14 protein-coding genes and 1 pseudogene are annotated in these 22,393 nt (G+C 65.8%); 7 read left to right on the plus strand and 8 right to left on the minus strand.

What is annotated here, in order from left to right; translation table 11 throughout:
- Positions 1 to 121 precede the first annotated feature (121 nt).
- Positions 122 to 2,443: a 5-methyltetrahydropteroyltriglutamate--homocysteine S-methyltransferase gene (metE, locus tag IE116_RS09715; protein WP_189611935.1), complete on the minus strand. Its 2,322-nt coding sequence runs from the start codon at positions 2,441 to 2,443 to the stop codon at positions 122 to 124.
- Positions 2,444 to 2,610: 167 nt separating this feature from the next.
- On the opposite strand from metE, the gene IE116_RS09720 reads away from it, so the two are divergent.
- The gene (locus IE116_RS09720; protein ID WP_189611937.1) at positions 2,611 to 3,531 is read left to right on the plus strand and encodes a LysR family transcriptional regulator; all 921 of its coding nucleotides are present in this window, start codon (positions 2,611 to 2,613) and stop codon (positions 3,529 to 3,531) included.
- Positions 3,532 to 3,547: 16 nt separating this feature from the next.
- On the opposite strand, the gene recX is transcribed toward IE116_RS09720, so the two are convergent.
- Positions 3,548 to 4,807 (minus strand): recombination regulator RecX, encoded by a 1,260-nt coding sequence (recX, locus tag IE116_RS25880; protein WP_229828078.1) that lies wholly within the window; start codon positions 4,805 to 4,807, stop codon positions 3,548 to 3,550.
- 271 nt (positions 4,808 to 5,078) lie between these two features.
- A complete protein-coding gene (recA, locus tag IE116_RS09730; protein WP_189611939.1) occupies positions 5,079 to 6,182 on the minus strand; it encodes a recombinase RecA in 1,104 nt (367 codons plus the stop codon).
- A gap of 470 nt (positions 6,183 to 6,652) precedes the next feature.
- On the opposite strand from recA, the gene IE116_RS09735 reads away from it, so the two are divergent.
- The 4 genes from IE116_RS09735 (at position 6,653) to IE116_RS09750 (ending at position 11,636) form a co-directional block, all read left to right on the plus strand.
- Positions 6,653 to 7,342: a response regulator transcription factor gene (locus IE116_RS09735; protein ID WP_189611941.1), complete on the plus strand. Its 690-nt coding sequence runs from the start codon at positions 6,653 to 6,655 to the stop codon at positions 7,340 to 7,342.
- Positions 7,343 to 7,469: 127 nt separating this feature from the next.
- The gene (locus IE116_RS09740; protein WP_189614544.1) at positions 7,470 to 8,855 is read left to right on the plus strand and encodes a sensor histidine kinase; all 1,386 of its coding nucleotides are present in this window, start codon (positions 7,470 to 7,472) and stop codon (positions 8,853 to 8,855) included.
- A gap of 148 nt (positions 8,856 to 9,003) precedes the next feature.
- Positions 9,004 to 10,674, plus strand: coding sequence for an MFS transporter (locus IE116_RS09745; RefSeq protein WP_373302981.1), 1,671 nt, complete (start codon positions 9,004 to 9,006; stop codon positions 10,672 to 10,674).
- Between the two features lie 95 nt (positions 10,675 to 10,769).
- Positions 10,770 to 11,636: a class I SAM-dependent methyltransferase gene (locus IE116_RS09750; protein ID WP_189611943.1), complete on the plus strand. Its 867-nt coding sequence runs from the start codon at positions 10,770 to 10,772 to the stop codon at positions 11,634 to 11,636.
- A gap of 88 nt (positions 11,637 to 11,724) precedes the next feature.
- Here IE116_RS09750 and IE116_RS09755 read toward each other — a convergent pair whose 3' ends face one another.
- From IE116_RS09755 to IE116_RS09765, 3 genes are all read right to left on the minus strand, one after another.
- A complete protein-coding gene (locus IE116_RS09755) occupies positions 11,725 to 12,705 on the minus strand; it encodes a Bug family tripartite tricarboxylate transporter substrate binding protein (RefSeq protein ID WP_189611945.1) in 981 nt (326 codons plus the stop codon).
- Between the two features lie 95 nt (positions 12,706 to 12,800).
- A complete protein-coding gene (locus tag IE116_RS09760) occupies positions 12,801 to 13,280 on the minus strand; it encodes a cyanophycin metabolism-associated DUF1854 family protein (protein ID WP_189614546.1) in 480 nt (159 codons plus the stop codon).
- Positions 13,281 to 13,336: 56 nt separating this feature from the next.
- On the minus strand, positions 13,337 to 15,586 hold the full coding sequence (locus IE116_RS09765) for a cyanophycin metabolism-associated ABC transporter (protein ID WP_189611946.1): 2,250 nt from the start codon (positions 15,584 to 15,586) through the stop codon (positions 13,337 to 13,339).
- Positions 15,587 to 15,949: 363 nt separating this feature from the next.
- Here IE116_RS09765 and IE116_RS09770 point away from each other — a divergent pair.
- Positions 15,950 to 18,106: pseudogene (locus IE116_RS09770) on the plus strand (cyanophycin synthetase); the annotation flags it as partial.
- Positions 18,107 to 18,246: 140 nt separating this feature from the next.
- Entirely contained in the window at positions 18,247 to 20,841 is a 2,595-nt protein-coding gene (gene cphA / locus IE116_RS09775) for a cyanophycin synthetase (protein ID WP_189611950.1), read from the plus strand.
- Positions 20,842 to 20,916: 75 nt separating this feature from the next.
- Here cphA and IE116_RS09780 read toward each other — a convergent pair whose 3' ends face one another.
- Entirely contained in the window at positions 20,917 to 21,777 is an 861-nt protein-coding gene (locus IE116_RS09780; RefSeq protein ID WP_189611952.1) for a spermidine synthase, read from the minus strand.
- Positions 21,778 to 21,817: 40 nt separating this feature from the next.
- Positions 21,818 to 22,264 carry an RcnB family protein gene (locus IE116_RS09785; RefSeq protein WP_189611955.1) on the minus strand — a complete coding sequence of 149 codons (447 nt, stop codon included), beginning with the start codon at positions 22,262 to 22,264 and terminating at the stop codon, positions 21,818 to 21,820.
- Positions 22,265 to 22,393: the final 129 nt, after the last annotated feature.

Raw genomic sequence — 22,393 nt, forward strand, 5'->3', positions numbered from 1 at the left:
ATGCGTTACAACTACCCGGTTGGTTGCCGACCGTACGCGCTGACCACAGGGAGAACCCTGGTTGCGGTGCCGGAGCAACAAAACCGTTGAAGTATAGCGCAGGCTCAAGACAGGCAGGTTATCAGGCCACGGACCGCAAAAGCCGCGCTGCATCGACCATTTTCGCCAGTGCAGCCTCGGTTTCCGGCCATCCGCGGGTCTTGAGTCCGCAGTCAGGGTTTACCCATAGACGCTCGCGCGGAAGGCGCTTTGCGGCCTTTTCCATCAGCTGAACCATCCAGTCCACATCCGGCACATTCGGCGAGTGTATGTCGTACACCCCAGGGCCGATATCGTTCGGATAGCTGAAATCTTCGAAGGCCTTGAGCAGCTCCATGTTCGACCGCGAGGTTTCGATGGTGATCACGTCGGCATCCATGGCCGCGATCGCCTCGATGATGTCGTTGAATTCCGAATAGCACATATGGGTATGGATCTGTGTGGTGTCGCCGACGCCTGCCGTGCTCAGGCGGAAGCAGTCCACCGCCCAGTGCAGGTAGCCGGCCCACTGCGAGCGGCGCAGCGGCAGTCCTTCGCGGAACGCGGGTTCGTCGATCTGGATCACGCGGATGCCGGCGGCTTCCAGGTCCAGCACCTCGTCGCGCAGCGCCAGCGCCAGTTGTTCGCAGGTCTGCCTGCGCGGCTGGTCGTCCCGCACGAAGGACCATTGCAGGATCGTGACCGGACCGGTCAGCATGCCCTTGACCGGCTTGTCCGTCAGGGACTGTGCGTAGGTGGTCCAGCCCACGGTCATGGCCGCGGGGCGCGACACGTCGCCAAAGATCACCGGCGGCTTCACGCAGCGGGACCCATAGCTCTGCACCCAGCCGTTCTGCGTGAACGCAAAGCCCGCCAGCAGTTCGCCAAAGTATTCGACCATGTCGTTGCGCTCGGCTTCGCCATGCACCAGCACATCCAGGCCGATGCGTTCCTGGAAAGCGATGCTGCCCGCGATTTCCTTGCGGATGGCGGCTTCGTACACCGCATCGCCGATCGCGCCTTCCTTCCAGTCCCGCCGCAGGCCGCGAATGTCCTTGGTCTGCGGGAAGGAACCGATGGTGGTGGTCGGAAAGGCCGGCAGCTTGAGCCAGGCTTGTTGCGAGGCAATGCGATCGGCAAACGGGGCGCGGGCACGGTCGATGGCAAGGGCGTCGGCCAGCCGGGCCTGCAACGCGCGGTTGTGAATGCGCGGGGATGCCCGTCGGGCCTGGCAGGCCGCGCGTTGCGTGGCCCAGGCGGTGGCGGTCTGGTCCGCCGCGAATGGCGTTGGCAATGCCGTTGCTGGTTGCGTGAGCGCATTGCCCAGCAAGGCCAGTTCTTCCAGCTTCTGGTGGGCAAAGCTGAGCCAGCTGCGCAGTTCGTCGTCCAGCTGCTGTTCGGCGGCCAGATCAACCGGCACGTGCAGCAACGAGCATGACGGGGCCAGCCACAGACGATCGCCCAATGCATGGGCCACCGGGGCCAGACGGTCCCGCGCGGCATCCAGGTCAGTGCGCCAGATATTGCGGCCGTCGATGATTCCGGCCGACAGCATCTGATCGGCGCGCAGGGCGGCCACGACCGGGGCAAGCTGCTCGGGGGCCCGGACCAGATCGACATGCAGGCCGGCCACCGGCAGTGCAAGGGCCGTCTCCAGGTTGTCGTCGAGCGCACCAAAGTACGTGGCCAGCAGCAATTTGACAGGCGCGGCTGCGGTCAGCGTGGCGTACACCGAGGCAAACGCCTCGCGCCATGCTGGCGGCAGGTCCAGGACCAGAATCGGTTCGTCGATCTGCACCCATTCCACGCCCTGCCCGGCCAGCCGCGCCAGCACTGCTTCGTACACGGGCAGCAGATTGGCCAGCAGATCCAGCTTGGTCGTGTCATCGGCGCCGGTGTAGGCCTCGCCCTTGGCCAGCCACAGCCAGGTCAGCGGACCGGGAATGACAGGCTTGGCGTTCACGCCCAGGTTGCGGGCTTCGGCCACCTGGTCGAACAGGCTGTCGCGCGCGATACGGAAGGTCTGGCCGGGCCAGATCTCAGGCACCAGGTAGTGGTAGTTGGTATCGAACCACTTGGTCATTTCGCATGCCGCAGCGGGGGTGCCGGTGGGAGCCCGGCCACGCGCCATGCGAAACAAGGTGTCGAGTTCGACCGGCTGGTCGGCCGGCTGCCCAAAGCGTGGCGGCACGGCGCCCAGGGTGCAGGTCCATTCCAGCACGTGGTCGTACCAGGCAAAGTCGCCTGCCGGCACGTGCGTCGCGCCGGCCTCGGCCTGGATTGCCCAGTGACGGGCGCGCAGCTCACGGCCGGTCGCCTCCAGTTCCTCACGGTCGGCTGTGCCGGCCCAATACCGTTCAAGGGCGTGCTTGAGTTCGCGGCGTACGCCGATGCGGGGAAAACCAAGGGTGTGAAGCTGGGGCATGACAGATCCTGATGACGACGTGGGCAGCAGCCCGTGTGCGGCAAGGACCGCGGCACGAGCACCATGCCCGGCATTCTCCCGACATCCGGTGTTGAGTCAAAATCAACTTTCACATAGGCAGTATTAGAAATATTCAAGTCACGGGGATTTTCGGTTAGCATGCCCGCATGATTGATATTCGCCACCTTGAAACGCTGACCGCCATCCGTGAAGGCGGCAGCATGGTCGAAGCGTCCGAACGCCTGCACGTGACGCAGTCGGCGCTGTCCCACCAACTGCGTGAACTGGAAGACCGGCTGGGCACCCAGTTGCTCAACCGGCGGACACGTCCGCTACGCTTCACCACCGCCGGGCTGCGGATGCTGGCCCTGGCCGATGATGTCCTGCCGCGCATGCGCACCGCCGAGCGCGAACTGAAGCGCCTGGCCGCCGGCCGGACGGGCCGGCTGCACATGGCCATCGAATGCCATTCGTGCTTTCAATGGTTGATGCCCACGCTGGATGTGTTTCGCGAGCAATGGCCCGACGTCGTGCTGGACCTGTCCGCCGCGTTCTCGTTTGCGCCCTTGCCTGCGCTGACGCGGGGTGACCTCGACCTGGTCATCACGTCCGACCCCATCCGGTCCGAATCGATCAGCTACGTGCCCCTGTTCCGCTACGAGCTGGTCCTGGCCGTGTCACGCAAAAGTCCGCTGGCCGACGCCAAATTCGTCACCCCGGCCCAGGTTGCCGAACAGACCCTGATCACCTACCCCGTCGACCGCGACCGCCTCGACATCTACACCGCCTTTCTGGACCCCGCCGACGTCGAACCCGCAGAAACGCGTACCGCCGAACTGACGCCCATGATCGTGCAACTGGTGGCGAGCGGCCGAGGCGTCACCGCCATCCCGAACTGGGCGCTGACGGAATATCTGGATCTGGGACTGGTGCACAGTTGCCGGCTGGGGGACACAGGTGTGTGGCGCACCTTGTATGCCGGTGTGCGGATCGAAGACGAGCAGGCGCCGTATATCCAGGACTTCCTGGCCGTGGCCAAGGAACTGAGCTTCAAGAACTTGCTGGGAATCAAGGCGCCAAAGAGTTGAGATCCGGCCTAAAACGTCACTCGTCGTCGAACGCGTCGCCTGCGCCGGCCAGCACGCGCTTGATCACGTCGTAGGAAAAGCCGCGCGACATCAGAAAGCGCGTCTGTTTGGCGCGGGCGTTGGCGTCGGCTGGCGGCGTGCCGTAGCGGCGTTCCCAGACGTCGCGCGCGCGATCCAGTTCGGTCGCTTGCAGCGATTCCTTGACCTCGGCGATCTGGTCCGGATCGACGCCGTGCTGGCGCAGTTCCTGCACCACGCGTGACATGCCGCGGCCCGGCGCGCGCCGATGGACCAGGCTTTGGGTAAAACGCTCGGCCGATAACCACCCTTCTTTTTTCAAGCTGGCAATGACCGGGTCGATCTGGGCCGGGTCTTCGGCGTGGCGGGCCAGCTTGCGGCGCATTTCCTGTTCGCTGTGTTCGCGCCGTGACAACAGGTCGACCGCACGCGCCTTCAGGGACGGACCCTTTTTCTTGGCGGGTTGGACAGTCTGGGGACTGCCTGGCGGCGGCACATTGGAACCGGGCGCAACAAACGGTTCGTCATCGTCGTCTTCGAGGTCGAAGGCGTCGGCGTCGAAGGTGTCTTCGATGTCGGCGACGAAACCGATCTTGCCGGTCATGGGCGCGGCGGGCACGGTGGGCGTTGAAGCACCGGGCGGTCCACCGGCGGATCCAGCAGCGGATTTACCCGCTGATCCGGCAGGCGATCCAGCAGCCCCTCCACCAGCCGCGCCGCCGGCCGAGGCCCCGGACTCAAGCAGGGACGAAGCACGCACGACCGGCACGGTGCTGAAGCTGTCGACCTCATCTTGCACGGCGGGTACGGCTGGTACAGCCTGCCCTGATCCAGCGGCTTGCGCCGCTTGCGCTGGCGCAGCCACGGGCCTGGCAACCGGCGCGTATCGGCTGGACGACCGCGTATAGCCGTCTTCATCGACGACAGGCGCGGGCGCAAAGCCGCCGCGACGTGCCTTGGCCGGCTTGCCCAACGACTTGCCCGCGGCCCGCGCGTCGGACGAACGGGTGTATTCAGAGGTAGAAGCGGAGGAGGAAGAGGAAGCAGAAGACAGCGACGATCCGCCGCCGGATCGAAAGCTGGATTTGGCGCCTGACCCAAAGCTGCTGCCTCGTGACTTGCGCGCCGCCCGCTCGTCGGACGACCGCGAGAAGGAATCCTGCTGTGCTTCGGCTCGTTTTGCCCGCTCGGTGGACGTGCGGGAATATTCGCCGTCTACCTCGTCTTCGGAAGCCGAGGCGACGGGAACGGCCAGCACAGACGGTACAACGGCCGACCTTGCCCCAACCGGAGCAGAGTCAGCCGTGGTGCCTGACGCAAGGTCAGGGGAAGCCGCAGCCGCAGCGTCAACTGACGCGGCAGGCCCGGCGCCAGAAGCAGCGCCCGCGGCAGTTTCAACCGCCTGCCGCCGTGGCGGCACGCGTTTGACGGGGCGGCTGTCTTCAGCCGTATCCCCATCGCCGCCGGCCCGGCCGCCCTTGGCTCGCCCGCCAGGGCGGCCGAAGCTGGAGCGGCCGTTGCCGAAACGATTACTCGTCGTCACCGCCGGCCGCGGCCGTAGCCGGCGCAGGAGCGGCCACGCCCTCGGCAAGGGCCGCAACGCCCAGGCCTTCACGCACGCGGTTCTCGATTTCGCGCGCCAGTGCGGGACGCTCTTTCAGGAACTCGCGGGCATTGTCCTTGCCCTGGCCGATACGTTCGCCGTTATAGCTGAACCACGAACCCGACTTTTCAACGATGTTGGCGGCGACGCCCAGATCGATGATTTCACCTTCGCGCGAGATGCCGGCACCGTACATGATGTCGAATTCGGCGCTCTTGAACGGAGGCGCGATCTTGTTCTTGACGACCTTGACGCGGGTTTCGTTACCGACCACCTCGTCGCCCTTCTTGATCGAGCCGGTACGACGGATGTCGAGACGGACCGAGGCGTAGAACTTGAGCGCGTTACCGCCGGTGGTGGTTTCGGGGTTGCCGAACATGACACCGATCTTCATCCGGATCTGGTTGATGAAGATGACCATGCAGTTGGTCCGCTTGATCGAGGCGGTCAGCTTGCGCAGCGCCTGACTCATGAGACGGGCCTGCAGGCCTGGCAGCGAGTCGCCCATTTCGCCTTCGATTTCGGCCTTGGGCACCAGCGCCGCGACCGAGTCGATGACGATCAGGTCGACCGAACCCGAGCGCACCAGGGCGTCGGTGATTTCAAGCGCCTGTTCACCCGTGTCGGGCTGCGAGATCAGCAGGTCGGTGAGGTTCACGCCCAGCTTGGACGCGTATTGCACGTCGAGCGCGTGTTCCGCGTCGATGAATGCGCACGTGCCGCCCAGCTTCTGCATTTCAGCCACGACTTGCAGCGTGAGCGTGGTCTTGCCCGACGATTCCGGACCGTAGATCTCGACCACCCGCCCCCGTGGCAAGCCACCGACGCCAAGTGCGATATCCAACCCGAGCGAACCGGTGGAGACGATCTGGATGTCGTGCTCGACCTGGTTGTCGCCGTAGCGCATGACCGAGCCTTTGCCGAACTGCTTGTCGATCTGCGACAAGGCAGCGGCCAGCGCCTTGCTGCGCTCGGCCTGGGCATTGGCGGCAGCGGCTGCTGCGGCTTTGGAAACTTTGGTGTCGTCCATTTTTGAGTCCCTTGTGGAATGGGCGGATTATTGCATCGCCTGATACTGTATAAAAAAACAGTATGTGACCGCAAGGTCCTTCGGACAAAAACGTCCAAAAGCATGGATTTCGCGCAACATTTGCTGCACGCGCGACCCTCTCCCCCTGCTGCGCCGGCCGGCTGCCGCGTCGTGGCGCGCATCCCGGTCGTCGTCCTCACACTGCCATGGCGGCATGGCCAGAAAGCCTTTGTACCGCCACTCAGGGAATGTGCGGCCACTGGCCGCTCACGCAAGGGGCGAAACGCAAAATAACTGTGTTTATTTACAGTATCCGCCTGACCTGCCCGGCAGGGCCGCGCCACCGATATTTTCGACATCCGATACGGGTATCTCCTGACGATCAATGCACCGTTTGACGGGTACCCGGCGCGCCGAAATCCCGCAGCGCGAGTGCTCACGCGCGCCCCGGGCCGCATTACAATCCAGGCATGCGCATCCTCATCGCCGAAGACGACAGCATCCTTGCGGATGGACTGTCCCGCTCGCTCCGCCAAAGCGGTTACGCCGTCGACGCGGTCCATGACGGCCTGTCGGCGGACTCCGCCCTGGCGGCGCAACCTTTCGACCTGCTCATCCTCGACATCGGGCTGCCCAAGCTGAACGGCACGGAAGTGCTGCGGCGGCTGCGCGCGCGCAATTCGCACATGCCGGTGCTGATCCTGACGGCGGCCGACAGCGTCGAGCAGCGCGTCAAGGGGCTGGACCTGGGCGCCGACGACTACATGGCCAAGCCCTTTGCCCTGTCGGAACTGGAAGCGCGGGTACGCGCCCTGACCCGGCGCGGTGCGGGCGGCGGTCCGGCCGTGCTCAAGCATGGCAGGCTGTCGTTCGACCAGGTCGGGCGTGTCGTGACGATCGACGACCAGATCGTTGAACTGTCGGCGCGCGAAGTCAGCCTGCTGGAAGTCCTGCTGTCGCGCAGCGGCCGCATGGTCAGCAAGAAGCAGCTGGTGGACCACCTGTGCGAGTGGGGCGAAGAAGTCAGCACCAACGCGATCGAGGTGTACGTGCACCGCCTGCGCAAGAAGCTGGAAGTCGGCGAGGTCAAGATCGCCACGGTGCGCGGTCTGGGCTATTGCCTGGAGCGCGAAGCCGGCGCATCCGCCAGCGCGCCTTGACAGGCCGCGGCGTGCTTCCCGCCGGCATCGCGCCCGCATGAACGACGATTCCGAAGGGCTGGACCCGGCCGCCGTCGCGCCTCCCGAAACCCAGGCCCGGTCCCTGTTCGGCGAGATCCTGGACTGGATGCTGGCCCCGCTGTTCCTGCTCTGGCCGATGTCGGTGGCCATCACCTACGTGGTGGCGCAGTCCATCGCGGTCGTCCCCTACGACCGGGGGCTGGCCAACAGCGTGCTGGTGCTGGCCCAACAGGTGAAAGAGGTCAACGGCCGCGCCCGGCTGACCCTGCCCGTGCCCGCACGCGAAATGCTGCGCGCCGACGAGACCGATACCGTGTTCTACCAGGCGCTGGGCACACGCGGCGAGTATCTGGGCGGCGATCGCGAACTGCCCTTGCCTCCCGGTGCAGAACGGCCCTTGCCGGGTGTCGTGCAGTACCGCGACGACACCGTGCGCGGGTTCAGCGTGCGGGTGGCCTACACCTGGGTGTCGCTGCCGACGGTGCCCGACGGCCAGCCTGCGCTGGTCCAGGTGGCCGAGACGCTCGAAAAACGATCGCAGCTGGCCAACGAGATCATCAAGGGCGTGATCATTCCGCAGTTCGTGATCCTGCCGCTGGCGGTGCTGCTGGTGTGGTTCGGGCTGTCGCGAGGCATTGCGCCGCTCAACAAGCTGCAGGCGCGGCTGCGCGCGCGGCGGCCGGATGACCTGTCGCCCATCAACGAGCGCGAAGCGCCGCAGGAAATCGCGCCGCTGGTCGCGGCCATGAACGATCTGCTGCAGCGGCTTTCGTCCAATGTGGAAGCGCAGAAGCGCTTCGTGGCTGACGCGGCCCACCAGATGAAGACCCCACTGGCCGGCATCCGTACGCAGGCCGAACTGGCGCTGCGAAACGCCAGTCCCGAAGACATGGAAGCGAGCCTGCGGCAATTGATTTCCGGCGCCGAGCGGGCCACGCGGCTGGTCAACCAGTTGCTGGCCCTGGCGCGCGCCGAAGATCCGCGCAACCCGTCGAACCTGCACAGCGACATCGACCTGCAGGCGATTGCCCAGGAACAGACCCAGAACTGGGTGCACGAGGCCATGGCGCGCGACATTGACCTGGGGCTGGAAGGTGAAGACGACCCGGTCATGATCCGCGGCAACGCCCTGCTGCTGGCCGAGCTGCTGAACAATCTGATCGACAACGCGCTGCGCTACACGCCACGTGGCGGCACGGTCACGGTCAGGGTGCGCGTCACGGCGACGCAGGCCACCCTGGAGGTCGAGGATTCGGGCCCGGGGATCCCGCAAGCGGAGCGCGAACTGGTGTTCGACCGCTTCTACCGGGTGCTCGGCACCGCCACCGATGGCAGCGGGCTCGGTCTTGCGATCGTGCGCGAAATCGCTCAACAACACGGCGCCGCCATTACGGTTACGGGAAACTCCCAACCCGGCCAGGGCGACAGCCCCGGGACCCGCATCGCCACTGCCTTCGGGCGTTCCGGGGCAAGTGCGCCTGAAATCAACTAAGAAACTACTTCAGACTTTCAGCACGCCGTAAGGAAGCTGTCAGCGCCGCGTAAGCCAGTGTTTCTAATCTGAATCAAGCCTGACAAACCATCAGGCAAGTCTGCATCCATCAACTATCACAGCAGGCATTCCGAGGAGACACCCTTCCATGAACACCACGTCCGCCAGCGCGCCCAACGCCCCGGCACGCCCCATGACGAGCGAAGAGCGAAAAGTCATCTTCGCTTCCTCCCTCGGCACCGTTTTCGAATGGTATGACTTCTACCTGTACGGCTCGCTGGCGGCGATCATCGCGCGCCAGTTCTTCTCGGGCGTCAACGAAACCGCGGCCTTCATCTTTGCGTTGATGGCCTTCGCGGCCGGCTTTGCGGTGCGGCCGTTCGGCGCGCTGGTGTTCGGCCGGCTGGGCGACCTGGTGGGCCGCAAGTACACCTTCCTGGTCACGATCCTGATCATGGGTGTGTCGACCTTCATCGTCGGTATCCTGCCGTCCTATGCGTCCATCGGGATCGCCGCGCCGATCATCCTGATCTGCCTGCGGCTGCTCCAGGGCCTGGCGCTTGGCGGCGAATACGGCGGCGCAGCGACCTATGTGGCCGAACATGCGCCGCACGGCAAGCGCGGGGCCTATACCAGCTGGATCCAGACCACGGCCACGCTGGGTCTGTTCCTGTCGCTGATCGTGATCCTGGGCGTTCGGACGGTGGTGGGGGAAGACGCCTTTGCCGCCTGGGGCTGGCGCATTCCGTTCCTGCTGTCGATCCTGCTGCTGGCGGTGTCGGTATGGATTCGCCTGCAACTGAACGAGTCTCCTACCTTCAAGCGCATGAAGGAAGAAGGCAAGACGTCGAAGGCGCCGCTGACCGAATCGTTCGCGCGCTGGGGCAACCTGAAGCTGGTGCTGCTGGCGCTGTTCGGCTTGACCGCCGGCCAGGCCGTGGTCTGGTACACGGGGCAGTTCTACGCGCTGTTCTTCCTGACACAGACGCTGAAGGTGGACGGCACGACCGCCAACATCCTGATCGCGCTGGGCCTGTTGATCGGTACCCCGTTCTTTGTGATCTTCGGGACGCTGTCCGACAAGATCGGCCGCAAGCCGATCATCATGGCGGGCTGCCTGATTGCCGCACTGACCTACTTCCCGGTCTTCAAGGCCATCACGCACTACGCCAACCCGGCGCTGGAAACCGCCCAGGCGAACGCACCGGTGGTGGTCGTGGCCGATCCCGCCACCTGCTCCTTCCAGTTCAACCCGGTGGGCACCAGCAAGTTCACCAGTTCGTGCGACCAGCTCAAAGCCTTCCTGGCCAGCAACTCCGTCAACTACAGCAACGAGGCTGCGCCGGCAGGTACGGTGGCGTCGGCCAAGATCGGCAATTCGGTCGTGCAATCGTTCGAAGGCGACGGCCTGCCCGCCGCTGAACTGAAGACCAAGGGTGACGCTCTCAAGGCCCAGCTGACGTCCGAAATCCGCAGCCACGGCTACCCGGCCAAGGCGGATCCGGCGCAGATCAACAAGGTCATGGTGGTGGTGCTGCTGACCTTCCTGGTGATCCTGGTGACGATGGTGTATGGGCCGATTGCAGCCATGCTGGTCGAGATGTTCCCGACCCGCATCCGCTACACGTCGATGAGCCTGCCCTACCACATCGGCAACGGCTGGTTCGGGGGCTTCCTGCCGACCACATCGTTCGCCATCGTGGCGGCCACGGGCAACATCTACTACGGCCTGTGGTACCCGATCGGCATCGCGGTGATGACGCTCATCATCGGCACGCTGTTCGTGAAGGAAACCAAAAATAACCGTCTCGAAGACTGACGGCCGCCCGCAGGCGTGGGCACCGCGCCCACGCCGCGGTACTCTCGAAGGGCTGGCATCGATCCGATGCCAGCCCTTTTTCGTTGGAGACTGCCATGACCTCGTTGCTCCCGCGCCTGGCTCGTCTGACTTTCCGTTCCCTGCTTGCGTTTGCGGGCGGCCTGTTCGTGCCCGGCGCGTCGCAGGTGCACGCGGCGGACTACACCGATGCGCAACTGGACCGGGCCATTGCCGGCACGCACCGCAGCGCGGCTGACCAGGCACGCGATCCCTATCGTCATCCCAAGGAAACGCTGCGTTTCTTCGGTATCCGGCCCGATCAGACGGTGATCGAGATTGCGCCCGGCGCGGGCTGGTACACCGACATCCTGGCGCCCTTCCTTCGCGACCATGGCAAGCTTTATGCGGCGCACTACGCGGCATCCGGGCCGGACAGCAGCGACTACCGCCGACAGGGGCGCACGCGCTATGAAGCCAAGCTGGCCGCCAACCCGGCGCTGTATGGCAAGGTGATCGTGGGTGACCTGCCGGTGCGCAGCTTTACCGACATCAAGCCGCCCGGTGGCGCAGACATGGTGCTGACCTTCCGGAACATCCACAACTGGCTCAAGGACGGCCACCTGGATGACAGCCTGAAAGCCTTCCACGACGTGCTCAAGCCAGGCGGCGTGCTGGGCGTTGAAGAGCATCGCGCGCGGCCGGGCACGTCGGTCGACCAGATGATCGCGACCGGTTATGTCACCGAAGCCTACGTGATCGAAAGGGCGGAAGCCGCGGGCTTCAAGCTGGCCGGGCGCAGCGAGATCAACGCAAACCCGCGCGACACCAAAGACTATGCGAAGGGCGTGTGGACGCTGCCGCCGTCATTTGCGGAAGGCGATCGCGATCGCGCGAAGTATGCGGCGATCGGCGAGTCGGACCGCATGACCTTGAAGTTCGTGAAGCCGGCCGCAAGGCGCTGACCCCCTGCGGAACCGGGGCGGGTCAGGCCGGTGCAAGGGCCGGACCCCGGCGATGCCGCCAAGGCCCCTGCCCGGCTGCGGCTGGCGGCTATTCGCCCTTGATGCCGCCGTCCTTGATCACCTTGCCCCAGCGGGCGAATTCGGTCGATGCGTACTGCCTGAATTCGGCCGGCGACCGGCTGATGTGGATCACGTTGCCGTTGGAAGTGAACTTCTCTTGCACGTCGCTGCGCTCGAAACCCTTGGCCAGGGCGGCGTGCACCTTCTGCACCACCTCGGGCGGCAGGCCGGCCGGCCCGCCGATGCCGAACCACGGCGCGACCACGAGGCCCGGGTAGCCCGACTCTTTCGCCGTCGGCGTGTCAGGCAATTGCGGCGACCGTTGTTCGGACAGGACGGCGAGGGGCTTGATACGCCCGGCCTTGATCTGCGGCCCGGCGACCACCAGCGAGCTTTGCGAATCCAGCTGGGTCGACCCGCCGATCAGATCCTGGATCTGCTGCTGCGCGCCCTTGTAGGGAATGTGATTGAACTGCACGCCGGCCTGGGTCTGGAACAGTTCCACCGCCAGATGCGGAATGGTGCCCACCCCTGGCGTCCCATACGCAAGCTTGCCGGGATTCGTCTTGGCGTAGGTCACCAGTTCGGACAGCGTGGAGTACGGCGCGTCTTTGGCGGCCACCAGCACCGGCGTCGTGGACGCCACATTGCTGATGTACGTGAAGTCCTTGAAGGAGTCGAAGCCTGCATTGCCCAGATGCGGCGCAATGGCGACGGTAATCGCGACCAGGCCCAGGGTATAGCCATCGGCCGGCGCCTTGGCCAGCACGCCCAGGCCCAGCGTGCCATTGCCGCCCGGCCGGTTTTCGACGATCACGGGTTGCTTGAATTCGGCGCGCAGCACCTCGGCCACTTCGCGGCCGATCATGTCGGTCGGTCCGCCCGCAGGGAACGGCACGACCAGCTTTACTGGACGGTTGGGCCAGTCCTGCGCCATGGCCGTGGCACCCGTGGCGGCGGTTGCGGCAAACACACACGTGGATAACAGCAGGCGGATCGAACGCGTCATGACGGTCTCCCATATCGTTGTCGTGGTGGCGTCGTGGCCACCTGCCGATATGGTATGCCGATGCGCGCAGTCAGCGCACGCACTTGTCGTGAGACCTACAGGAAGCGATCCAGCAGCCGCTTGCTGCCGCGATCGAGCCGTGTCAGATCGCGGATCAGGAAGTACAGTCCGTGGCCATCGGCAATCAACAGCGTGTTGCCGGCCACGCGGCGAATGTCCTGCTCGCTGCGCAGCAGCAGTTCGGTCGGGCCGCGATCGGTCTCGATGACCCACCGGCTGGGCGTGGCCAAGGTCGACACGCTGACGATACGGGTGATGGCCGGCATGAACTCACGTTGCGACAGTTCGTCGGCAATCAGCACGCGGCTGGCATCGTCCAGCGCATCCAGCCGGGGGATCCAGGCCAGTTCGTGCCCGTCCCGGCCGACCAGCGCAATGTCCTCCAGACGTCCGTCGATGGGAAAGGCGCGCACGGGCACGACGCCACCGTGCACGACACCATCGGCGCCGGTATAGACCAGGTGACCGAAGGCATCCCGCTGCAAGGATCCGGGCGCCACCGCCGCCGGGGCCATGGCATCGCGAATGGTGGCCAGGGACCCCGGCACGGTGTCATTCACAGGCGTCGCGCTCATGTCGTTTCGTCCGCGTTGTTGTTCCAGGCCACGACGTCGCCATCGGCCGGCCGCGACTGCGCCTGGTACAGCCTGAAATAGGCGCCCTGGCGCGCCATCAGCACGTCGTGCGGGCCTTCTTCCACCACCTGCCCGCGGTCCAGCACCACCAGCCGGTCGGCGCGCCGCAGGGTGCTGAGCCGGTGCGCCACGGCGATCGTGGTCCGCCCCCGCACCAGGTTGTCCAGCGCCTTCTGAATTTCCTTTTCGGTGGCGGTATCGACGGACGACGTCGCCTCGTCCAGGATCAGAATGCGCGGGTCGATCAGCAAGGCCCGCGCAATCGATATGCGCTGGCGCTCGCCGCCCGACAGCGACTGGCCACGCTCGCCCACCAGCGAGTCATAGCCATGCGGCAGCCGCAGGATGAATTCATGCGCATGCGCGGCCCGCGCCGCCGCGATGATCTCGGCACGCGTGGCCTGCGGCTTGCCATAGGCAATGTTCTCGGCAATGGTGCCAAAGAACAGAAAGGGTTCCTGCAGCACCACGCCGATGTTGTGCCGATAGCCCGAGATCGCCAGTGAACGGATGTCGATTCCGTCGACGCGAATCGATCCTTCGCTAACGTCGTAGAAGCGGCAGATCAGGTTGACCAGCGTGCTCTTGCCCGACCCGCTGTGGCCCACGAGGCCGATCATCTCGCCCGGCGCAATCGTGAGCGACACGCCGCGCAGCACGCTGCGGCTGCCATAACGAAACGCCGCCTGGCGGATGTCGATGCGTCCTTCCACGCGGCCCAGCGGCACGGGCTGGGCAGGTTCCGGCACGCTGGACACCCGGTCAAGGATGTCGAAAATGCGCTTGGCGCCAGCCGCCGCCTTTTGCGTGACCGACACGATGCGGCTCATGGAGTCCAGACGCAGATAGAAGCGGCTGATGTACGCCAGGAAAGCCGCGAGCACGCCCACCGAAATCTGTTTGTTGGCGATCAGCCAGATGCCAAAGCCCCACACGATCAGGAGGCCGACTTCGGTCAGCAGCGTGACGGTGGGCGAGAACAGCGACCAGACGGTGTTGACGCGATCGTTCACGGCCAGGTTGTGGTCGTTGGCTTCGCGAAAGCGGGCGACCTCGCGCTTTTCCTGCGCAAAGGCCTTGACCACCCGGATGCCCGGAATGGTGTCGGCCAGGACATTGGTGATCTCGGACCAGATGCGGTCCACCTTTTCAAAGCCGTGTTTCAGGCGATCGCGCACCGCATGGATCATCCACGCAATGAAAGGCAGGGGCAGCAAGGTGACCGTGGCCAGCCAGGGGTCGATCGACACCAGGATCAGCGCGGTCATGATGATCATGAGCACGTCGGTGGCGAAATCGAGCAGATGCAGAGACAGGAACACGCAGATGCGATCGGTCTCGGATCCGATCCGCGCCATCAGGTCGCCGGTGCGCTTGCCGCCGAAGTACTCCAGCGACAACTGCTGCAGGTGTTCGTAGGTGGTCGTGCGCAGATCGGCGCCGATCCGTTCGCTGACCCACGCCAGCAGATACGTGCGTCCCCATCCCAGCAGCCAGGCCAGCAGCGCCGACACCAGCAGCCCGCCCAGGTACCAGGTGGCCTTGGTGATGTCGATCGGAGCGCCGTTCTGAAAAGGAATAAGCACCTCATCCATCAGCGGCATGGTCAGATACGGCGGAACCAGGGTCGCCGCCGTGGACAGCACGGTCAGGATGAATCCGATGATCAGCTGGCTGCGATACGGGCGGGCAAAGCGGCCCAGGCGCATCAGGGCCCAGCCGGAATCCGCTTCGGCCGGTTCGACGTCGCCGCCAAAATCACGCAAGGAATCTTCCGGCTCGGCGTGCGGGGCACGCGTGCCGCCCACGGCGCGCACGGCCTGCTCGCGTGCAAACGCGTCGGACAGCCGGGCGGCATCGGCGTGCTGCGCCAGCGTGTAGCGCCAGGTGGCCAGGCGGGCGTGCGGGGCATCGAGCGCCAGACAGCCCACGCCCGCATGATCGTGCAGATGCAGGCGCATGCCATCGGCCAGGGGCCAGGACTGCCAGTCGCCGCCGCTCTGGCGCGCGATCAGGCGGCGCGGGGTCAGGACCAGATGGCCAGCCGTGAAACGCAAGGCGTCGTCCAGGTCGAGCGCCACCTGGGCGAGCACGGGCTCGTCGGCGTCCAGCAAGGCGGCAAGGTCGGCCGGCACGGATGCCGGCATCTGCGCCATGGCATCGGCGGGTTGGGATTCGGGTGTCATCGAAGGTGGGGCCAGGGGTGGGCAGGTCGGGATCTGGGTCGCGCGCGGCCCGGGCGGCGACTGTTACAGCATGTCCGGAGTATAGAGGGACGGAGGAGAAAGCTTACAGCGATGCACCGGGCGTTGCGCCGCCACACCTAGGGGAATCCCGTATCGGACGCTTCGCCAATACTTACAGCTTGCTTACGGGAGACTTAACACATACATTTCGCCGTGCTGCACGCAAAAGCCGATATCGGGGCGCGCACCGCTGGCGTATTCTGCTCATGGCCGTTGCGACTGACGGGCAAACGACAACGATGTGCAACCGACGTCCGCCGTTCATTGACGGCTCCCTCCGCCCTTCGAGACACCACGACCTCCATGAAAGACAAACACATTGATTTTCTCGATGTGCTCACCCTGCGCGGCCCGAATATCTGGACCTATCGTCCGGTGCTCGAGGCGTGGGTCGATATCGGCGAGCTGGAGGACTACCCGTCCAACCTCATTCCCGGCTTTTACGAACGGTTGGTGGCGTGGCTGCCCACGCTGATCGAACATCGCTGCAGCTATGGCGAACGCGGTGGCTTCCTGCAACGCCTGCGCGAAGGGACATGGCCCGGCCACATCCTGGAACACGTCACGCTGGAACTGCAGAACCTGGCTGGCATGCCGGGCGGATTCGGCAAGGCCCGCGAAACCTCGACGCGCGGCGTGTACCGCGTGATCGTGCGCGCCTGGCACGAGAAGGTCACGCATGCAGCGCTGTATGCCGCGCGTGACCTCGTCATGGCCGCGATCCAGGACGAACCCTTCGACGTCGAGGACACCGTGTCGGACCTGCGACGCCTGATCGGCCGCCACTGCCTGGGACCCAGCACGGCCTGCATCGTGGACGCCGCCGATGACCGCGACATCCCCACCATCCGCCTCAGTGAAGACAACCTGGTGCAGATCGGCTATGGGGCGCGGCAGCGCCGTATCTGGACGGCGGAAACCGACCGCACCAGCGCCATTGCCGAAGGCATCTCGCGCGACAAGGACCTGACCAAGACGCTGCTGGAAGCCTGCGGCGTGCCCGTGCCTCAGGGCCGCGCGGTAGACAGCGCCGACGACGCCTGGACCGCGGCCGAGAGCATCGGCGTGCCGGTCGTGGTCAAGCCCTGCGACGGCAACCATGGCCGCGGTGTGTTCACCAATCTGCGCACCCGCGAAGAAATCGCCACCGCCTACGGCATTGCGGCCGACGAAGGCAGCGGCGTGATCGTGGAACGCTTCATCAGCGGCAACGAACACCGGCTGCTGGTGGTGGGCGGCAAGCTGGTCGCCGCGGCGCGCGGCATGGCGGCCTCGATCGTTGGCGACGGCACGTCCACCGTCAGAGAATTGATCCAGAGCCAGTTGAACAGCGACCCCCGCCGGGGCCGCACCGAAGACCATCCGCTGAACCTGGTGCATCTGGATTCGGCGGCGCGCCTGGAAATCGCACGGCAGGGCTTCGACGCGGACTCCATCCCGCCCGCCGGCACCCATGTGCTGATCCAGCGCAATGGCAATGTGGCGTTCGATGTGACCGACATCGTGCACCCGAGCGTTGCCGCGCATGTCGAACTGGCCGCGCGCGTGGTGGGCCTGGACATCGCCGGGGTCGACCTGGTGGCCGATGACATCTCGCGCCCGCTGGCCGAACAGGGCGGCGCCGTCGTGGAAGTCAACGCCGGCCCGGGCCTCCTGATGCATCTGAAACCGGCCGAGGGCCTGCCCCGCCCGGTGGGACGCGCCATCATCGATCACCTGCTGCCCGATGGCGAGACCGGCCGCATTCCGCTGGTTGGCGTGACCGGCGCCCGGGGCAAGACCACCGTGGCCCGGATGGTGGCCCGGCTGCTGCATCTGTCGGGCGCGCGCGTGGGACTGGCATGCAGCCAGGGCCTGTTCTTCGACCGGCGCGAGGTCGAAGCCCACGACGCGGCCAACTGGACCGAGGCCCGGCGCATTCTGGTGAACCGCGCCATCGATGCCGCCGTGATCGAAAACGGCGCCCGTGCCATCCTGACCGAAGGGCTGGCCTATGACCGTTGCCAGGTCGGCATCGTCACCCATCTTGACCCATCGCTGACCCTGCCCGATCTGTCGATGGACACGCCCGAGCAACTGGCCTCCGTGTTCCGGACTCAGGTCGACGTTGTGCTGCCTGGCGGCTGCGCCGTGCTCAATGCGGCCGAACCGCTGATCGCCGAAATGGGTCGGCTGTGCGATGGCGAAGTCATCTACTTTGGCGCGAACGCGGACCTGGATGTCATCACCACCCATCGGGCTGCCGGTCATCGCGCCGTGGTGGTCGAGGGCGGCCAGGTGGTGCTTGCCACCGGCAGCGAGTCGCTGGCCTTGACGCCGCTGGCCGACGTGCCGGCCATCGTGCAGGAACGGTCCGCCAGCGGCGCGGCGCAGCAGACGGCCAATGTGCTGGCTGCCGTAGCCGCGGCCTGGGTGCTGGGCGTGTCGATTCCGGCGATCCGTGCCGGCATCGAAAGCTTCACGCTCAGCACCACGACCAACGCCCCGCTGCTGGCCGCCTAGCGCCCTGCAGATTCGCCCTTCGTTTTCTGACCCTGCCCCATCAAGTGCCCGCGCCGGACGCAAGGCGTCCGGCGCCCATGTCCTACAGGAATTCGTTCATGGAAGTTTCACGTATCCGGGCGCTGCGCGGGCCCAATCTCTGGAGCCGTCGCACGGCGATCGAAGCCATCGTGTCGTGTACCGACACCGAATGCGCGATCGGCGACATACCGGGCTTCGAATCCCGGCTGCGCGCGCGGTTTCCCGGCATTGGCGCCTTTCAGCCTGCCGGCCATGAACGCGCCGTGTCCATGGCGCGGGCGGTGGGCCTGGCGGCGCTGGGCCTGCAATCCGAAGCGGGCTGCCCCGTCACCTTTGCGCGCAGCGTCCCGACCGTGGAACGCGGCGTGTTCCAGGTGGTGGTCGAATACACCGAAGAAGAGGTCGGACGGCTGGCGTTCGACCTGGCGCAGCAGCTCTGTCAGGCGGCGCTGGACGACACGCCCTTCGATCTGGCGGCAGCGGTGGCGCGCCTGCGTGAACTTGACGAAGACGTGCGCCTTGGCCCCAGCACCGGCGCGATCGCGCAAGCCGCCGTGGCGCGTGGCATTCCGTATCGGCGACTGACGTCCGGCAGCCTGCTGCAGTTTGGCTGGGGACGGCGCCAGCGCCGGATCCAGGCAGCCGAGACCGACATGAGCGGCGCGATTGCCGAGTCGATTGCGCAAGACAAGGAATTGACCAAGAACCTGCTGCAGGCCGCGGGCGTGCCCGTGCCGACCGGGCGACCCGTCGAAGACGCCGAGGATGCCTGCCGCGCCGCCGCCGAGATCGCCGCACCCGTGGTGATCAAGCCGCGGGACGGCAACCAGGGCAAGGGCGTCGCGGTCAACATTACCGGCCGCGACGAAATCCTGGCAGCCTACGAAGTGGCCGCCAGGATCAGTTCGACGGTGCTGGTGGAACGCTACATTCCCGGTCACGATTTCCGTCTGCTGGTGATCAACGACACGCTGGTCGCGGCCGCCCGGCGCGATCCGCCGCAGGTCATCGGTGATGGCCGCCATACCGTGCGCGAACTGGTTGACCAGGTCAACCTGGACCCGGCGCGCGGCGAAGGTCATGGGACCAGCCTGACCAAGATCCGCTTTGACGCGGTGGCCCTGGCCACGCTGGCAGGCCAGGGGCTGGACGCCGAATCCGTGCCGGCCCAGGGCCGGCGCGTCGCGCTGCGCAACAACGCCAACCTGAGCACGGGCGGCACCGCCACCGACGTGACCGACGAGGTGCACCCTGACCTGGCTGCCCGCGCGATCTCGGCCGCCCAGATGGTGGGTCTGGACATTGCGGGTGTCGACATGGTGTGTGACACCGTGCTGCGGCCCCTGGAAGCCACCGGCGGCGGCATCGTCGAGGTCAACGCGGCGCCTGGCCTGCGCATGCATATCAGCCCGTCGTATGGCAAGGGCCGGCAGGTCGGCGAAGCCATCGTGGCGTCGCTGTTCCCCGCCGGGGACGACGGCCGCATTCCGCTGGTTGCGGTCGCCGGCACCAACGGCAAGACGACCACCGTCCGCCTGATCGCGCACCTGATCGGCCAGCGTGGCGATACCGTCGGCATGACCAATTCGGACGGCGTGTACATCGGTGCGCAGCGTATCGACACGGGCGACTGCAGCGGTCCGCGCAGCGCCCGCAATGTGCTGCTGCACCCCGACGTCGATGCTGCCGTCTTCGAAACGGCGCGGGGCGGCGTGCTGCGCGAAGGCCTGGGCTTCGACCGCTGCGACGTCGCGGTCGTGACCAATATCGGCATGGGCGATCACCTGGGCCTGAACTACATCAGCACGGTCGAAGACCTGGCCGTGGTCAAACGCGTGATCGTCGAGAACGTCAAGCCGCAGGGCATGGCGGTGCTGAATGCCGACGATCCCATCGTCGTGAAGATGGCCGACAGTTGCCCAGGCGGCGTGATCTTTTTTGCACACGACCGCCACCAGCCGGTGCTGGCCATGCACCGCGCCAAGCAGCGGCGCACCGTGTATCGCGATGGCGATGCCATCGTCACCGAACAAGTCACCGAGCAGGGCGACGAGGTGCAGCGTTATGCGCTTGCCGACATCCCGCTGACCTGCGACGGCGCCCTCGACTTCCAGGTCGAAAACGCCATGGCGGCCATCGCCGCGGCGTGGGCCCTGGGGCTGGACCCCGCCACGGTCCGCGCGGGACTGGCCAGCTTCGTCAATGATGCCGCCACCGCCCCTGGCCGCTTCAACCGCTACGCCTATCGCGGCGCCACCGTGATTGCCGATTACGGCCACAACCCCGACGCGATCGGCGCATTGGTCAAGGCCATCGACAACCTGCCTGCGGCGCGCCGCTCGGTGGTGATCAGCGGTGCGGGCGATCGCCGTGATATCGATATCCGCCGCCAGACCGAGATCCTGGGCGACGCCTTCGACGACGTGCTGCTGTACGAAGACCAGTGCCAGCGCGGACGCGCCGATGGCGAAGTGCTGGGCCTGCTGCGCGACGGGCTGTCGAACGCGACACGTACGCGCAACATCCAGGAGATCCGCGGCGAATTTGTCGCGATCGACACCGCGCTGGCCGCCTTGCAGCCGGGCGATCTGTGCCTGATCCTGATCGACCAGGTGGACGAGGCGCTGCACCATATCGCGCAGCGTGTGCAAGAGGCGCAGGCCGCCGCGTAATACGCATCATGCCCCGGGCAACGTGGTGTCGCCCGGGGCCCGATCGCTATCGAACGACAGGTGCCGACAACTTCGTCAGTCCGTCAGCACCTTGCCGGTCGCTGCCCAATCCTTGCGTGACGAGAACCGCGCCAGCAAGGCATTCGCATCCACGCCCAGCGGAATCAAGCGCGATTCGAGCGACGCCGCGTTGGCGCGCAAGGTATCGACAGGCGGCAAGGGGCTGGGCCCGGCCAGAATGATCCGGTTATTGGCGCGCAGGTTGTAGAACGGGCCGAACACGTCCGCGTAGGTGGTCGACTCGTCGTCGTACACCCGGCTTGCCGTAAAGGTATTGGCGGCGACCACCCCGCCAGGCGTCAGCACAGCCTTGACTTCACGAAGAAATTCCTGCGTCAGCAGATGCGCAGGAATGTAGTCCTCGTCGAAGGCATCGAGCATGACCATGTCATACCGCCGCCCTTCCTTCAGCGCCTGCTGCACGAAGGCACGGCCGTCGGCCACATGCACACGCAGGGTGTCGTCGGGTTTGAACTGAAAGTATTTCTTGGCCACCGACACCACGGCCGGATCGATCTCGACCGTATCGATGACCGTGCGCGGCAGCACCGTGTGCAGCGCGGTCGGCATGCTGCCGCCGCCCAGCCCGATGATCAGGATGCGCGCCGGATCCGGCTTCAGGTACAGGGCGCCGAACATCATGCGGGTGTAGTCGAAGATCAGCCGCTGCGGCGCGTCGATCGCGTAGCAACTCTGCCGGCCCGGGGCCTGCACGCTGCCAAACTTCATGCAGCGCTCGCCGGCCTGTTCGTACACCACGATGTTTTCGAAGGCCGACTTTTCGGTATGGATGACCGAGGTATTGGACTCGGCGCAGGCGGTGACCGCCATGACCGTGCACATCAGCGCCAGGACACGGGAACGCCAGCGGGTCATGATGGCGTCCGGCCTGGCGCCGCGCGCAACAACGCGGCGGTCATCGGGACAGGATCACGCTGGTGATCACCCCGGTGGCAATGGCAACCAGCAGGAACTCCGACCCCGACTGCACCCAGTGATAGCCAGGCGCCGGACGGTGCAGATGACGGCCGTGCCAGTCGTTCACGACGTAATAGCGCTGGTGGTAGCCGCGTGGCAGCCGATCGCCGCGGCTCCAGCGATGCGGCGGGTTGTAGTAGCGCACCTGCGGGCTGAAGCGTTGGGCGTCCCGATAGCCGCGCTCGTAGCCGTGGCTGTAGTGCCGGCGGTCGTCTCGGCGCTCACGCCAGTCATGGCGATCATGGCGGTCATGCCGGTCGTAGCGTCCGTGGCGGTCATGGCCGCGACCGTGGTCACGGTCATCGCGGGCTTGCGCCACCGACATCACCGACGACAGGGCCATCGCGGCGCTGGTCAGCAGGATTGCAATCGTTCGTTTGTTCATCACGGCACCTTTCAGTGTTACCGGGCATCCTGACATCCGTGCTTCCGGGTTCTGATCCGGAAGCGTTGCCAGTCTGTCGACAAGCTGAATTTACCCTGACACCGACGGCGCCGGGATGGCGGAGTGGTA

The organism is Pigmentiphaga litoralis, from assembly GCF_014651835.1.
Taxonomy (GTDB): Bacteria; Pseudomonadota; Gammaproteobacteria; order Burkholderiales; family Burkholderiaceae_B; genus Pigmentiphaga; species Pigmentiphaga litoralis.